14 protein-coding genes and 7 tRNA genes are annotated in these 12,889 nt (G+C 40.1%); 16 read left to right on the plus strand and 5 right to left on the minus strand.

What is annotated here, in order from left to right:
- Positions 1 to 307: 307 nt before the first annotated feature.
- On the plus strand, positions 308 to 952 hold the full coding sequence (locus PS1M3_RS05405; RefSeq protein ID WP_008129322.1) for a GNAT family N-acetyltransferase: 645 nt from the start codon (positions 308 to 310) through the stop codon (positions 950 to 952).
- Positions 953 to 1,695: 743 nt separating this feature from the next.
- Here PS1M3_RS05405 and PS1M3_RS05410 read toward each other — a convergent pair.
- Together PS1M3_RS05410 and PS1M3_RS05415 are read right to left on the minus strand one after the other, a co-directional pair.
- Entirely contained in the window at positions 1,696 to 1,995 is a 300-nt protein-coding gene (locus tag PS1M3_RS05410) for a DUF3301 domain-containing protein (protein WP_010557125.1), read from the minus strand.
- The gene (locus PS1M3_RS05415) at positions 1,996 to 3,024 is read right to left on the minus strand and encodes a DUF3549 family protein (protein WP_203986648.1); all 1,029 of its coding nucleotides are present in this window, start codon (positions 3,022 to 3,024) and stop codon (positions 1,996 to 1,998) included.
- Positions 3,025 to 3,129: 105 nt separating this feature from the next.
- Here PS1M3_RS05415 and PS1M3_RS05420 point away from each other — a divergent pair, with 105 nt between their 5' ends.
- The 3 genes from PS1M3_RS05420 to PS1M3_RS05430 are packed head-to-tail and all read left to right on the plus strand — an operon-like array spanning position 3,130 to position 4,656.
- Positions 3,130 to 3,450 carry a YqcC family protein gene (locus PS1M3_RS05420; protein WP_203986651.1) on the plus strand — a complete coding sequence of 107 codons (321 nt, stop codon included), beginning with the start codon at positions 3,130 to 3,132 and terminating at the stop codon, positions 3,448 to 3,450.
- The gene (truC, locus tag PS1M3_RS05425) at positions 3,443 to 4,207 is read left to right on the plus strand and encodes a tRNA pseudouridine(65) synthase TruC (protein WP_008129326.1); all 765 of its coding nucleotides are present in this window, start codon (positions 3,443 to 3,445) and stop codon (positions 4,205 to 4,207) included. Before PS1M3_RS05420 ends, truC begins: the two co-directional genes overlap by 8 nt.
- The gene (locus tag PS1M3_RS05430; protein WP_008129327.1) at positions 4,207 to 4,656 is read left to right on the plus strand and encodes a flavodoxin; all 450 of its coding nucleotides are present in this window, start codon (positions 4,207 to 4,209) and stop codon (positions 4,654 to 4,656) included. The genes truC and PS1M3_RS05430 overlap by 1 nt, the downstream gene beginning before the upstream one ends.
- Positions 4,657 to 4,710: 54 nt before the next feature.
- On the opposite strand, the gene PS1M3_RS05435 is transcribed toward PS1M3_RS05430, so the two are convergent.
- A complete protein-coding gene (locus tag PS1M3_RS05435) occupies positions 4,711 to 6,294 on the minus strand; it encodes a LysM peptidoglycan-binding domain-containing protein (protein ID WP_203986653.1) in 1,584 nt (527 codons plus the stop codon).
- 141 nt (positions 6,295 to 6,435) lie between these two features.
- Positions 6,436 to 7,209, minus strand: coding sequence for a hydroxyacylglutathione hydrolase (gene gloB, locus PS1M3_RS05440; RefSeq protein WP_008132179.1), 774 nt, complete (start codon positions 7,207 to 7,209; stop codon positions 6,436 to 6,438).
- Between the two features lie 53 nt (positions 7,210 to 7,262).
- Here gloB and PS1M3_RS05445 point away from each other — a divergent pair, with 53 nt between their 5' ends.
- Positions 7,263 to 8,039 (plus strand): class I SAM-dependent methyltransferase, encoded by a 777-nt coding sequence (locus PS1M3_RS05445; protein WP_008132180.1) that lies wholly within the window; start codon positions 7,263 to 7,265, stop codon positions 8,037 to 8,039.
- Between the two features lie 11 nt (positions 8,040 to 8,050).
- Here the strand turns inward: PS1M3_RS05445 and rnhA are convergent, their stop codons facing one another.
- Positions 8,051 to 8,515 (minus strand): ribonuclease HI, encoded by a 465-nt coding sequence (gene rnhA / locus PS1M3_RS05450; protein ID WP_006794051.1) that lies wholly within the window; start codon positions 8,513 to 8,515, stop codon positions 8,051 to 8,053.
- Positions 8,516 to 8,583: 68 nt separating this feature from the next.
- On the opposite strand from rnhA, the gene dnaQ reads away from it, so the two are divergent.
- The 11 genes from dnaQ (at position 8,584) to PS1M3_RS20155 (ending at position 12,884) form a co-directional block, all read left to right on the plus strand.
- On the plus strand, positions 8,584 to 9,297 hold the full coding sequence (gene dnaQ, locus PS1M3_RS05455) for a DNA polymerase III subunit epsilon (protein ID WP_006794050.1): 714 nt from the start codon (positions 8,584 to 8,586) through the stop codon (positions 9,295 to 9,297).
- Positions 9,298 to 9,306: 9 nt separating this feature from the next.
- Positions 9,307 to 10,677 carry a TIGR03503 family protein gene (locus PS1M3_RS05460; RefSeq protein WP_008132181.1) on the plus strand — a complete coding sequence of 457 codons (1,371 nt, stop codon included), beginning with the start codon at positions 9,307 to 9,309 and terminating at the stop codon, positions 10,675 to 10,677.
- 97 nt (positions 10,678 to 10,774) lie between these two features.
- Positions 10,775 to 10,851, plus strand: a tRNA-Asp gene (locus PS1M3_RS05465).
- A gap of 27 nt (positions 10,852 to 10,878) precedes the next feature.
- Positions 10,879 to 10,955 (plus strand) — tRNA-Asp (locus PS1M3_RS05470).
- A 41-nt stretch (positions 10,956 to 10,996) separates the two neighbouring features.
- Positions 10,997 to 11,073, plus strand: a tRNA-Asp gene (locus tag PS1M3_RS05475).
- A gap of 31 nt (positions 11,074 to 11,104) precedes the next feature.
- Positions 11,105 to 11,181 (plus strand) — tRNA-Asp (locus tag PS1M3_RS05480).
- Positions 11,182 to 11,219: 38 nt separating this feature from the next.
- Positions 11,220 to 11,296 (plus strand) — tRNA-Asp (locus PS1M3_RS05485).
- 38 nt (positions 11,297 to 11,334) lie between these two features.
- A tRNA-Asp gene (locus PS1M3_RS05490) sits at positions 11,335 to 11,411 on the plus strand.
- Between the two features lie 53 nt (positions 11,412 to 11,464).
- A tRNA-Asp gene (locus PS1M3_RS05495) sits at positions 11,465 to 11,541 on the plus strand.
- 561 nt (positions 11,542 to 12,102) lie between these two features.
- Positions 12,103 to 12,693 (plus strand): ATP-binding cassette domain-containing protein, encoded by a 591-nt coding sequence (locus PS1M3_RS05500; protein WP_203986654.1) that lies wholly within the window; start codon positions 12,103 to 12,105, stop codon positions 12,691 to 12,693.
- Positions 12,690 to 12,884, plus strand: coding sequence for a DUF6136 family protein (locus PS1M3_RS20155; protein WP_371816605.1), 195 nt, complete (start codon positions 12,690 to 12,692; stop codon positions 12,882 to 12,884). Before PS1M3_RS05500 ends, PS1M3_RS20155 begins: the two co-directional genes overlap by 4 nt.
- Positions 12,885 to 12,889 lie beyond the last annotated feature (5 nt).

The following is a 12,889-nucleotide window of genomic DNA, read 5'->3' on the forward strand; positions in this document are numbered from 1 at the left end:
ACAATAAATTACCTTAAGGCCCAACAATACATTGTGCTAGCTAAACTCAAGCTGAATTGTCGGTTAATTACTTTAGGTATATAGTAAAGTTAAGTTCTGAATAATAAATTGCCTAAACCGCTGTTAAGCGTTTTATAAAGGATAGTAAAAATAAATAACACTTTGATATTATTTCTCTCTTTAAGCGGGCAATACGACGTAATATCCAGTTCTTAGATTAAATATACTCGTAAATGAAGTTATTCGCGTATAGCTTTAGTATTTGAGCTCTGATTATATTTACGGCTAAAACAATAAAGGACATACAATGAGTATAACCGCACAAGAAGAAACGTTCAGCGTACAATACATTGAAGCAGAAGATATAAGCACTGCAGCAAGTTTAATTTATCAGGCATACCATGATGACCCTGTACTAAAAACAATGCTTGGTTATGATGGAAAAAATAAAGCCGTTTACGAGAAAAAGTTACGTGCATTAATACGTGAAGAACTCAGTAGTTTTTGGCAAGAAAAGCAACCACTAATAGGACTTTATCGCAGTGGCAAATTAAAAGCAGTGGCCTGTATGTTTGATTCTTTAAGTCAACTTCAAGCTCAGCGTTATTGGCATTGGCGCTTAAAATTAATGCTGAGTGCGGGTTACTTACAAACTAACCAGTTAATAGAAAAAGAACAAACTATTAGAGATACACTAAAAGAAAAAGGCCGTTATTACTTTTTAGCTTTTATTGCAGTAGATCCTCATTTTCATGGTCAAGGGTTTGGTCGGTATTTACTCAGAGGGCTTGATGAGCTGGTAAAGGCAAATAGTGAGTCTTCTGGATTGGCAGTATTTGTAACGCGTAGTGAGCATACAGAACTTTTTAAATCTGAAGGGTTTCTGACTTTTAAACAGCTTACGTTTAACCAAGTTGCTGGTGAGTTACTATTTAAAAATGCATTGGGTTAAAAACGTAACTTATAGTGTGTAAGTTAATGCGCCCAAACGGACATGTGTCCGTGCGATATATCTTACATTAACGTGAGAGTAATCAGTTAAAGGTGGCCAATTGGTCGCCTTTTTTTATTTAAGTGCATGTTTAATATTAATTTATTGATTTTTAAATTTTTATGACAAAGAATTATTTTGTCTCACATACTACTTCCTCCTCTCGTTTACTCTAAACTTTAACTTGTCAAGAAGACATAGCTTAATGAATAAGCTACTGCCATGGATAAGGAATAGGCAAAATAGCAGATGCTAGCAGGATGCAAAAAGGACAAGTTAACAAGGACAGCAAGGATGAATAGGAAGTGCAAGACGCACTAAGTGGCAGGAGCTACTTCAAGGATATAAAGGATTAAAGCTGCAGGACGCAGCCACGTACTAGGTTGCACGTGAATGCTTGGAAAGCGAAGGGACAACGCAGGAAGCACAAAGTGGCAGGGCGCTACTTCAAAGGATTAACATGGATGATGCTATAGATTTAGCCAAGCGTTAGTTTACGCGGGTTTGCCAAGGTGGCGATGGATATTGCATGAGGCAATGTGAGGGTAAACAAGGTTGTTTACTCGTTCAGGGGATGAAAAAACGGATTATAGATAGTGGATATCTAGCAGGAAGCAGTCCAATTGGGGCGTAACTTTAGTTACGCCTTAGTTTTTTGTACTACACAATTGCAATAATTTTATACATTAAAAGCAAAAGAACACTTAGATTTTGTGTGGTGGAACGACAACACTTTTTAAAAACTCATTTTCCATAATAAGCATTCCCTGATACGCATTTTCACCGTCACTTGAAAACTCAAATGAAAACTCACTTTTTATTCCTGGTTTACCACTTTTTAGAAAACCAAAACGGCGCTTAGTGCACGCAACACTCATAAGTTGCACATTTAATTGCTCACATTGACGTTTAGCATGAACATTAGCCGCTTCGGCGACTTTTCTATTTAGCCAAAACAAATAAATAACACTACCAATTAATATAAACGTCCATAAACTTGCCATTTAAGAGAATAACCTTCCAATTGCACGAGCGAGGGCTTCGCTTCGATCTTCTTTTCGTAATAAACCTAATAGGTGAGGTCGAATGGTCGGTATTGCAACTAAGTCAGCAAAAATACTTGGAAAAAGCGCCTCTATTTTTTGATGTTGAGCACAATTATCCATAAATATATGCAATCGTTCAGGGTCTTCTAACTGAACAAAACAACGCCCAGCAATTGTTAAAAGTACGTCAGAGTCGCTTTTAAGAGCTGAATTCAATGTTGCATCAACAAGTTGCGCGCATAAACCTTGTGCCTGACCTTTAGACATTGAGCGAAGTGCAGCGGTTAAAGCTATAGTATCACTATTATTAATAGCTGTTTGACCCTGCGTAAGTAAAAGCTCACTCAGTGTTGGTGGTATTGTAACATGTTCAAGCATTGCGCTTAGTGGCTGTAATACTTCAATGGGTAAATGTGCCCAGGCTTTTTGTAAGTTACTTAAGTTTTGATCGTTATCTAGGCGCAGCGCAAAATCAGCAATGCCTTGTAGTGCAACACTTTGCCAATTATCAAAGCCTAACTTTGCACTAAAATATAGCTGAGCGTATTCGTAATATTGTGAAGCAGGTTGCTTTAGTAACACTTTAACTTGCGCGTTAAATGCAGCCAGTTTATTTGCATTAGGCGTAAACACATAAGGATTGTTATCAAGCTTGCCATCTGCTTTTTCACCTGTAATTTCAGTGCCAAGAGCTTGAATAATCATATCGGCAAAGTGATCACGACTTGCACTAACTAATTTACTTTGCTCATCTAGCGGAAATTTTAAAAACCACACATAGGGTTCTTTGCTCGCTTTGGCATCCCAGAACTGAATTGCTAGCCACGCATGACCAGCAAGCGGATAAGGGTAAGGTACTTGGGCTTGTTCAATAGCTAAAAACTGTTGTTTATCGAGTTTAGTAATGTGCCTGCCAATATCAAAAGCCCGCCATTGCGTGCCAGCACCATCTAAAAGTTGGCCTAAGGTTGCTATTTGATCACTCATTGTTTTCCCGGTCGTTTTTAACTGCAAAATTGCGCTAATTATACGCCATAGCGAGCTTTGTGGGAACAGGGTATAATTGCTGCATAACTTATAAAGAGGGTGGTTATGTTCCAACAGACCCAAGCTTATTTAGTGCAATTAAAAGCGCTATTACAAAAGCATCAACTTTGGCAATGTGAGCCAATTTCAACAGAGGCACTAAATTCTAGTGTTCCCTTTTGTCACGATTCGATGGCGTTTGAGCAGTGGCTACAGTTTGTCTTTATTGAAAAAATGCAGCATTTGATCACTTATAATCAACAATTACCGCGAAACTTTGCAATTGCCCCCATGGCGCAAATGACCTTGATTAATAAATCAGGTGGAAATGAAATTATAGAGGTGCTGACACAGCTAGATGCACTATTAGGAGAACCGCATGAGTGAGCGCCTAGCGCCTACTGAATACGGCGAACTCGACATTTTGTATCAAGACGAAAACTTTGTAGCCATTAATAAACCGTCAGGGCTATTGGTACATCGTTCCTTTTTAGATAAACATGAAACTCAATTTGCGATGCAAATGTTGCGCGATCAGTTAGGGCAGCACGTTTTTCCAGTTCACAGGCTAGATAGACCTACGTCGGGTGTGCTGCTATTTGCTTTAAGCTCTGAGGCCGCGCGCGATATGAATCAGTTATTCATTGAAGGTACTATTGCTAAGCGATATTTAGCTTTGGTTCGGGGATTTGCCCCTGATTCGGTTTTTTTAGATAAGCCTTTAAAAGAAGAGCTTGATAAAATTGCCGATAAATTTGCAAATCAAAATAAAGCACCTCAAGAGGCGCAAACTCAGTTTAATTGTTTGTATCAAGCTGCATTACCTATTCCAATAGGCAAATACCCAACGGTTAGGTACTCATTAGTTGAGTGTTTTCCTAAAACAGGGCGCAAGCATCAGATTCGCCGGCATTTAAAACATTTATCATTACCAATAATTGGTGATGTTAATCATGGCGACAATCAACATAACCAATTTTTTAGGGATCATTTTGAATTACGACGCTTAATGCTGTTTGCAACTGAGCTGAGTTTTGTGCACCCTTATACCAACAAAGCAATTACGATAAAAGCGCCACTAGGTCATGATATGCTACAGATTTGTGAGCAACTTGGTTGGCCAAACGAAGAGAAGGATTATTAATGGCACATATTAGTATTTTTGTGGGCACTGTAAATGGTGGTGCTGAATGTTTAAGTGATGATATAGCTGCAACTATTGAGCAGGCGGGTCATAGCGCAGCGGTCATCACAGAGGCTTCGCTTGACGATATTAAAAACGCATCAAACATATTAATTGTTACCTCAACGACAGGCCAGGGTGACGTGCCAAGTAACCTAGCTGGCTTATATTATGCGCTTAATAGCAGTTTTCCTATGCTTACAGATAAGCCATTTGGAGTGGTGGCTATGGGCGACAGAAGCTATGGTGATACTTTTTGCGGTGCAGGTAGAAGTTTTGATGAACTATTACGTGATTTACAAGCAAAACCTGTCGGTAACCGTTTAGAAATTGACGCGTGTGAAGATTTTGAGCCTTGGCCAGTGACAGAGCCTTGGTTAAAAGCATGGCTTGAAAAGCTCCCAGATTAATTTTTATATACCAACAAAAAAGGAGCGCATGCGCTCCTTTTTTGTTAGCTGAAATTAACTACTTCTTACATCCACTTTAAGCTTTAATTTTTGCCCCGGTTGCAAGTACTTTTGACCTGCTAAATTATTCCATTTGATAATTTCGCTTACCGTTAAATTAAACTTAGACGCAATACGCGCAAGTGAATCGCCTCTTCGTACTTTGTACGTAATCGTGCGATTAGTGCTTTTTGGTACGCTGGTGGTTTTATTTTGTGATTTATACACTGTGAGCTTTTGGTTTAAGCGTAGCACAGCGCTTTTTTTAAGTTTATTCCACTTTGCCAATTCATCCATAGTCACATCGTATTCGCGGCTGATATCCCATAAGGTATCGCCACTTTTTACGGTATGCGAAAGCTTAGTGCGTGATGTTTTATTTGCAGCCATACGCATTTGCTTTGGTAAGTGCTCGCTATTTATTGCACCATCGGTTAACGGGACTAGTAGCTCTTGTCCAATGCGTATCGTATTTGAATCAAGCTTGTTCAAAGATCTAATTGCGCTGGTGCTAGTGGTAAACTTTTTAGCAATTACAGATAAGCTGTCGCCGCTTTTTACCACGTATCGTTGCCAGCGAAGCCTATTTTTAATATCAGTATTGGCAAGCTTTTCAGAAAATTGCTGCGCTTTATCAATAGGTAATAGCAAAGAGTGGGGGCCATTTGGATCTGTAGCCCAACGGTTAAACCCAGGGTTTAATCTGTAAAGCTCTGTTAATGTCATGTCGGCCATTTCGGCGGCAAGTGCTAGGTCTATTTGTGAGCCTACATCAACTACTTCTACTACTTGGGCGTTGATAATGGGTTTCCACGTTACATTAAATTCATCCGAACGTTTTAATAAGTCAGCTAGTGCCAATAGCTTTGGTACGTAAGCCGTGGTTTCTCTTGGTAAATCTAATGACCAAAAATCGGTGGGCAAATGCTTTTTACGATTTTTTTTAATTGCGCGCATCAGGCGCCCTTCACCGGAGTTATAGGCGGCTATGGCATTGAGCCAATCACCTTCAAGTGTTTTGTGAAGATAAGATAAGTAATCTAGCGCTGCACGGGTTGATTGCACAATATCTCGGCGGCCGTCGTACCACCAGTTTTGTTTTAAATCAAAGCGCTCACCCGTTTGTGGCATAAATTGCCAAATACCCGATGCGGTTCTGTGAGAGTAGCCAAAGGGGTCAAAAGCGCTTTCTACAATAGGAAGGAGCGCAATTTCGATTGGCATCTCGCGTTTCTCTACTTCTTCAACAATAAAGTGAAGGTACGGCTCTGCACGCTTTGAAATACGGTCTAAATAACGTTGATGCTTCGCATAATAATTTCGCTCGGTCACAACCGGGCGGTTTTGAGGAACATTAATCGACAATTGGTAACGAATACGCTCCCATACATCGTCAAATACCGGCGCATCTTGTTCATCGCTATCTAGTTGTTGATATTGCGCGTTTACCATTAATGCATTGTTAATATCATTTGGGCTTGCACCTTCAAGCTTATTATTAGCTTGATTTGCGACCTGAGGGTCTGATTCTAAGGTAGTCAATGTTTGACAACCACTTAGCGCAAGCGCCAAGGTTATTATAAGAGGAGATTTATTCATAAATACCAATACATCGGGTAAAAAACTCGGCAAATGTTACCTTTAATAAACTAACATTACCACTTTATGACAATTACAGCAGTTAGTAGAAAGTGTTCATGTATTTCAAGTTAATGATTTAAAATAATAAACTTATATGCGCTAAAAATTATCTTTGAACTTTCTCAGAGCAGCAAAGTTATGCCAAGGTTCATTGTTTTTTGTAACCGAGATAAATTCTTTAGGTACTTCCTCTATGATGGTTGGAATGTCGCTGCGCATAAACGGGTTTATTTTAAGCTCTTGGCTTATAGTGGTTGGCAGTGAAATTTTATCTTCTTTCCTTAACTCATCTACCAGCTCACTGTGTGCAAGTAACGATGGATTACGAGGCTCAACGGCTTTAGCAAAAGTTAAATTAGCTTGTGTATATTCGTGGGTGCAAAACACTTTACACCCTGCTGGTAGCGTTTTTAATTTGTTTAGAGAATGCCACATTTGTTCACTAGTACCTTCAAATAAACGTCCACAGCCACCACTGAATAATGTATCACCAGTAAATGCCATGTTGTCATTTACAAAACAAATGTGATCAAGTGTATGCCCTGGAGTTGTGAGCACTTTAAAGTTGATGCCTAAAACATCAATACTATCGCTCTCAACCAATGGATGCGTCACTCCTTTAAAGGGGCTATTTTTAGGTCCATAAACTTTTATTGTTGGGTCATCTTTTACTAGCTGCGCAACACCATCGGTATGATCATAATGATGATGGGTAATTAAAATGCCACCCAGTGTTAAGTTTTCTGCTGCGAGATGAGCTAGCACAGGCTCAGCCTGCCCAGGGTCAACGACCCATGCTTTAGCGTTGCCTTCAGTGGTTAAACACCAAATGTAATTATCTGAAAAGGCTTTAATTGCTTTGACTTGCACCATGTTAAATTGCTCTATAAAGTGACACTTAACGCATAGTATAACGAGCTCATAAAATGAAACCAGCCCTTAGTTTTCAAGAAGGACCCAAACCACTGTCGTGGCAGCAGTTCCCTCACGGGGATTATTTGCAAGCTGATATTGAACGTAAAATGCAATATTGGCTACCACGCATGTTTGGTTACCATATGCTTAAGTTAGGTAACTTAAGCGGTGAGTTAAATACAAGTTTAAGTACTATTAAGCACCAGGTGTGTGTCGCTGAGCCCGGACCATATACAGGGGTAGTGGCAGATATAGATGAATTACCTTTTTACGAACATAGTGTTGACGCGTGTATTTTAAGCCATTGTTTAGAGTACCACTCTGACCCACATCACATTTTACGCGAAGCTCATCGAACACTCATACCTGGCGGCTACGTTTTAATTACCGGGTTTAATCCGCTGAGCTTGTGTGGGTTGGCTCAAATGTTGCCGTTTAGCGGGCAAAAATTACCGTGGACAGGACGATTTTTTACCCCAGCAAGGGTAAAGGATTGGCTGAATTTATTGGGTTTTGAAATTGTAAGTGACGAGCGGTTTATTTACTCATCACTTGCTAGGGGAAACAGGTTATCACGGTTTGAATTTTGGCGAGCATTTGCCAAGCAGTATTTAAAACCTATGGGTAGTGTTTATATGCTGGTGGCTCGAAAACGCGTTGCGCCCCTTACACCTATAAAGCCTAAGTGGCACGCACGGCCACAATTTGTGCCTGTTAAAGGAGCGGGGCTTAGGCAAACTTCAAAGCAGCATTACAAAACGTGCGACCAAAAAAATGACAACCATTAGTATCAAGTAAATTAAGGCTGGTAGCCCACATCTTCGAGTAAATCTGTGCTGCCAGCTGCATCACGAGCTAAATCGTCGACAATTTCGTTGTACTTATGGCCGCTATGACCTTTAACCCACTTCCAATTTACTGTGTGTTTGCTGCAAGCTGCATCTAGGCGTTTCCATAAGTCCACATTTTTAACTGGCTTTTTAGCTGACGTTATCCAGCCGCGTTTTTTCCAGTTTGAAATCCATGACTCGATACCTTGTTTTACGTATTGACTATCGGTAGTAAGGTTTACAACACAAGCACGGTTAAGTGATTCAAGTGCCACTATAGCCGCAAGCATTTCCATGCGATTGTTTGTAGTGAGCTTATAGCCTTGGCTTAATTTTTTTTCATGGGCGTCATAAATCATAAAAATACCATAACCACCGGGGCCTGGATTACCTAAACATGAGCCATCGGTGTAAATCTCTACGGTTTTTTGCACTGTTTTACCTTGATCTTATGTACAATAAAGTGATTATAGAAAGATACCAGAGTCAGGCTTAATTCGATATGGCACGCAGACAAATAGTTTTAGATACAGAAACAACCGGCATCGACCCTAAACAAGGGCACAGAATTATAGAGATTGGTTGTGTAGAGTTAGTAAATCGTCGTTTAACGGGTAATAACTTTCATGTTTATATTAATCCGCAACGTAGCATAGAAGAAGAAGCGATTGATGTTCACGGTATTACCAATGAGTTTTTACGCGACAAACCGCTTTACCGCGATATTGCACAAGAGTTTTTTGATTATATAAAAGGTGCTGAACTTGTAATTCATAATGCCCCGTTCGATGTGGGCCACATGGATAATGAATTTGCATTGCTTAATCAAGGTTTTCCAAATACGCATGATTACTGTCAAGTTCTCGACACGCTTAAAATGGCGCGTGACTTGCATCCAGGACAAAAGAATAACCTTGATGCGTTATGCCGACGTTACGACATAGATAACGCTAAACGTACCTTGCACGGGGCGTTACTGGATTCTGAAATTTTAGCTGATGTTTATCTTGCCATGACAGGCGGACAAACAAAGCTAAACTTAAATCAAAATAAAGATGATGGTAGTGAGCAACAGCAAGGCGGCATAAGACGTTTAAACAGTGAAAGAGCGCCATTGGTAGTATTACGCGCTACAGATGAAGAGCAAAGCGCACACGAAGCCAGATTGGATCTTGTAAATAAAGAAGGCGGCCAATGCCTATGGCGCGCTGAATAAGGCCTTATAATGAGAATAATGTATTTTGTAACCGTGTTATGTGCACTCAGTTTGTTATCAGGTAACGCATATAGCGCAGAGCAAGTTGAAGTTTTAAAACGGGATGGCCTACAAAATGAAATCCCCTTACTCGACAACCGCTTTCGGATTGACAGCCAAATAGACGAAATCACATTACTCTTTTTCAGAAAACCAGGGACACCTGCCGTTATTTTAGTTAGGCCTGATGGTAGTAAGTATTTTGCTACCAACGCAGTTAGGGATACTAATATTGAATGGTTTGACGAACTTAGCTATGACCTTGTCACCATAAAAAAACCAATGCCAGGTCCTTGGCAAGTTATAGGGAGTATTTTACCAGATAGCAGAATTGTTGTACTGGGTGAAATATCACTACAGGCAGAGCCATTACCTCCCATGCTTTTTAGAGGCGAAACGATAAAAGTAACTGGCCAAATTTTAAATGACGGTGAACCGATTAACGCTAATCTATTTAGAGATGTGGTTAGTCTTAATGTTGACTTTGTAAGTACGAATAACGATAGCTTTGCAAACTTTGGCGCAGGTACACAAGAAGTCGCCGAATTTAAAGACGACGGGCGTGGATTTGATGAACGTCCAAAAGACGGTGTATTTACCGGTGAGTTTAAACTTGTGTTCCCTGAAGGTGAGTGGACCCCAGAACTTTACATTTCTACTCCTTTACTGCAACGCAGAATCGTGCAAGACACCATTATTGTTCACGAACCCCCCTTTGGCTTTAATATCGCGCTTGCAGATGAAAATATTGATGAACACGTATTAACGATCACAACAGACAACAAAATAGTTAAACCAGAGACCGTTATTTTTCAGGGTAAGATTTATTACCCTAACAACGAAGAGCAAATGTTTACTATAAACGCTGCGCCAGGTGAGACAAGAGAGTTAATAATTAAAAACTATGACTGGGGGCGCTACAGTGTAGAACTCTCTGTATTTGGTACTAATAACAACGGCCGTGAATTTATGGCCACTTTACCAACCTATAAATTTGAAATAGCCCGGCCAATAGAAGCGGTACCAGAAGTTGACCCTGCAACAATAGTTGAAGCCGAGCAAGCCACCCCCATTGAGCCGGAAGAAGAAAAAATGGCCACATCCACCATTGTGGGCTTAATAATTGGCGGTAATATTTTAATTATACTGCTTGGCTGGTTAGCTATTCGAATATTTGTGCAAAAAAAACCGATTAAAATTAAACTATCGTTACCTTTTTTAAATAAAAAGAAACACGCGAATCAAGATGCGGACGACACAGAAAAAAATCAAGTAGACAAAAATGGTTCAAAAAATGACAAATTAGGTGAAATTTTAAACCTTTCGATGTCAGATGACTAAAAAACCTGTAAAAAAACAAAAAAGCCCTTGACGAAATAGGGGCTGGTTCGTATTATTCACGCCGCTGTCAGGGAGACCTAAACAGCAACGAAAATGCGGAGTGGTAGTTCAGTTGGTTAGAATACCGGCCTGTCACGCCGGGGGTCGCGGGTTCGAGTCCCGTCCACTCCGCCAATTTTCGACAATTTGTAAGTATGCGCTGGAGTGGTAGTTCAGTTGGTTAGAATACCGGCCTGTCACGCCGGGGGTCGCGGGTTCGAGTCCCGTCCACTCCGCCAACACTTGCACAACATATGGTTGTAAAACATATTCTTATTATGGAGTGGTAGTTCAGTTGGTTAGAATACCGGCCTGTCACGCCGGGGGTCGCGGGTTCGAGTCCCGTCCACTCCGCCAATAAGAAAAAATAACAGTTTAAATACGCGCTGGAGTGGTAGTTCAGTTGGTTAGAATACCGGCCTGTCACGCCGGGGGTCGCGGGTTCGAGTCCCGTCCACTCCGCCAACTATTTAAACAACGTTATATTACAAAATTTGTATGCTGGAGTGGTAGTTCAGTTGGTTAGAATACCGGCCTGTCACGCCGGGGGTCGCGGGTTCGAGTCCCGTCCACTCCGCCAACAAATTAAGTAATAACAAGTAAAAAAGATATCTCTGCGGAGTGGTAGTTCAGTTGGTTAGAATACCGGCCTGTCACGCCGGGGGTCGCGGGTTCGAGTCCCGTCCACTCCGCCATTTGATATCGTAACAAAATTAGTAAGTGCATTACCCCATGCACATACCACTGCGGAGTGGTAGTTCAGTTGGTTAGAATACCGGCCTGTCACGCCGGGGGTCGCGGGTTCGAGTCCCGTCCACTCCGCCACTTGTTATTCACTCAATAACAAGGTTTTAAAGATTAATTTTCTTATCATCAAATCATTTATAAATTTTATAATCACCGATACTTATCAAACTATTAAATAAAAATTAATAAATAATCACTTTTATTTATTTTTTGTATCTTAAATAATACTTTTAAATATAAACATGTATTTGCCTTAAATAGGCTTATAACGCCACTGTTGATGCTATTTTTCGTTATCAGATAAAATCCTCTATTTAATTTTTTTACCGCCAAAAATTGCCTCAGAGCTAATTAAGTTGTTTTATACCAATCCGCAATAATACTTAATCATTTAGCGGGGCTAAACGTGTCGGTACCTGCGTTAAAAAATTCTCATTTAGAACAATTAAATAGTGAATTTTTTACCTAGCTATTAACACGTTTTCCCAGCCTCAAAATAGCTCATTTAATTAAGCGAGTTGGTATTAGTTTATTTATAAAAATGAGTAAGTACTTTTAGCTAACGCAGTAATCAAATCAATAAGTTTGCCTCTTTACTTTGTAGGCTTATAATAAAACCTTAGTTTATAAGGATATTTTATGATTGAAGTTATTGGTTTAAATAAGCAATTTTCCAACAATGTAGTTTTTAAAAATTATAACCAGGTTTTTTCAGATCAAAAACTCTGCATAGAAGCACCTAATGGCCACGGTAAAACCACCTTACTTATGATGCTAGCGGGGCTTGATAAACCGCAAAGTGGCTCACTTTTGTTTGCGGGGAGGGAGTTGAATGAGCCCACAAAAACAGTGGCCATAGCCAGTGACCGTATTACGTTACCTGATTTTTTAACAGCCCATCAAATTATTGACTTGTCTGTTAGTGCTGTCGACTGCCCGTGGCCACATGAGCTGGTTAAAGGGTTTAGCTTTACAGCATTTTTAAATACGTGTTTTGATGCTTTGTCCTCGGGTAACCAAAAAAAGTGTCAGCTAATATTAGCGCTAATGCGAAAGTCACCGTATTTACTACTTGATGAGCCAAGTGCTGCGCTTGATCAAACAAGCATTGAGCACCTTTTACAATTACTCGATGTGTATTTAAATGATAAGCCTAATGGGCAAATTATTATTACTTGCCATGAGCCGGCTGTATTTATTGAGCATGGCTTTAAGTGTGTTTCGCTATGAGTTTCGCGAGCGTGAAAGGTAAGCTTGAGCAGTATCGTGCATTTATGAGTTATCGGTACCTAGCATACACGTTTGAGCTTAAGCAGCTGCTACTGCAGTTAAAAAGCTTTGGTTTGATATTTTTAGTGGTGTTGGGTTCATCTATTTTAGGCTTGGTGTTGTTGCTCTTTTTGGGCCTAGGGAAATTATAGATAGT

This window comes from Pseudoalteromonas sp. PS1M3 (genome assembly GCF_016865405.1).
Classification (GTDB): Bacteria; Pseudomonadota; Gammaproteobacteria; order Enterobacterales; family Alteromonadaceae; genus Pseudoalteromonas; species Pseudoalteromonas marina.

Coding starts and splice junctions, on each gene's coding strand:
- PS1M3_RS05410 (WP_010557125.1), bottom strand. CDS start 1,995: ATGGCAAGTTTATGGACGTTTATATTAATTGGTAGTGTTATTTATTTG.
- PS1M3_RS05430 (WP_008129327.1), top strand. CDS start 4,207: ATGGCACATATTAGTATTTTTGTGGGCACTGTAAATGGTGGTGCTGAA.
- PS1M3_RS05415 (WP_203986648.1), bottom strand. CDS start 3,024: ATGAGTGATCAAATAGCAACCTTAGGCCAACTTTTAGATGGTGCTGGC.
- dnaQ (WP_006794050.1), top strand. CDS start 8,584: ATGGCACGCAGACAAATAGTTTTAGATACAGAAACAACCGGCATCGAC.
- truC (WP_008129326.1), top strand. CDS start 3,443: ATGAGTGAGCGCCTAGCGCCTACTGAATACGGCGAACTCGACATTTTG.
- PS1M3_RS20155 (WP_371816605.1), top strand. CDS start 12,690: ATGAGTTTCGCGAGCGTGAAAGGTAAGCTTGAGCAGTATCGTGCATTT.
- PS1M3_RS05500 (WP_203986654.1), top strand. CDS start 12,103: ATGATTGAAGTTATTGGTTTAAATAAGCAATTTTCCAACAATGTAGTT.
- PS1M3_RS05420 (WP_203986651.1), top strand. CDS start 3,130: ATGTTCCAACAGACCCAAGCTTATTTAGTGCAATTAAAAGCGCTATTA.
- PS1M3_RS05460 (WP_008132181.1), top strand. CDS start 9,307: ATGAGAATAATGTATTTTGTAACCGTGTTATGTGCACTCAGTTTGTTA.
- PS1M3_RS05405 (WP_008129322.1), top strand. CDS start 308: ATGAGTATAACCGCACAAGAAGAAACGTTCAGCGTACAATACATTGAA.
- PS1M3_RS05445 (WP_008132180.1), top strand. CDS start 7,263: ATGAAACCAGCCCTTAGTTTTCAAGAAGGACCCAAACCACTGTCGTGG.
- gloB (WP_008132179.1), bottom strand. CDS start 7,209: ATGGTGCAAGTCAAAGCAATTAAAGCCTTTTCAGATAATTACATTTGG.
- PS1M3_RS05435 (WP_203986653.1), bottom strand. CDS start 6,294: ATGAATAAATCTCCTCTTATAATAACCTTGGCGCTTGCGCTAAGTGGT.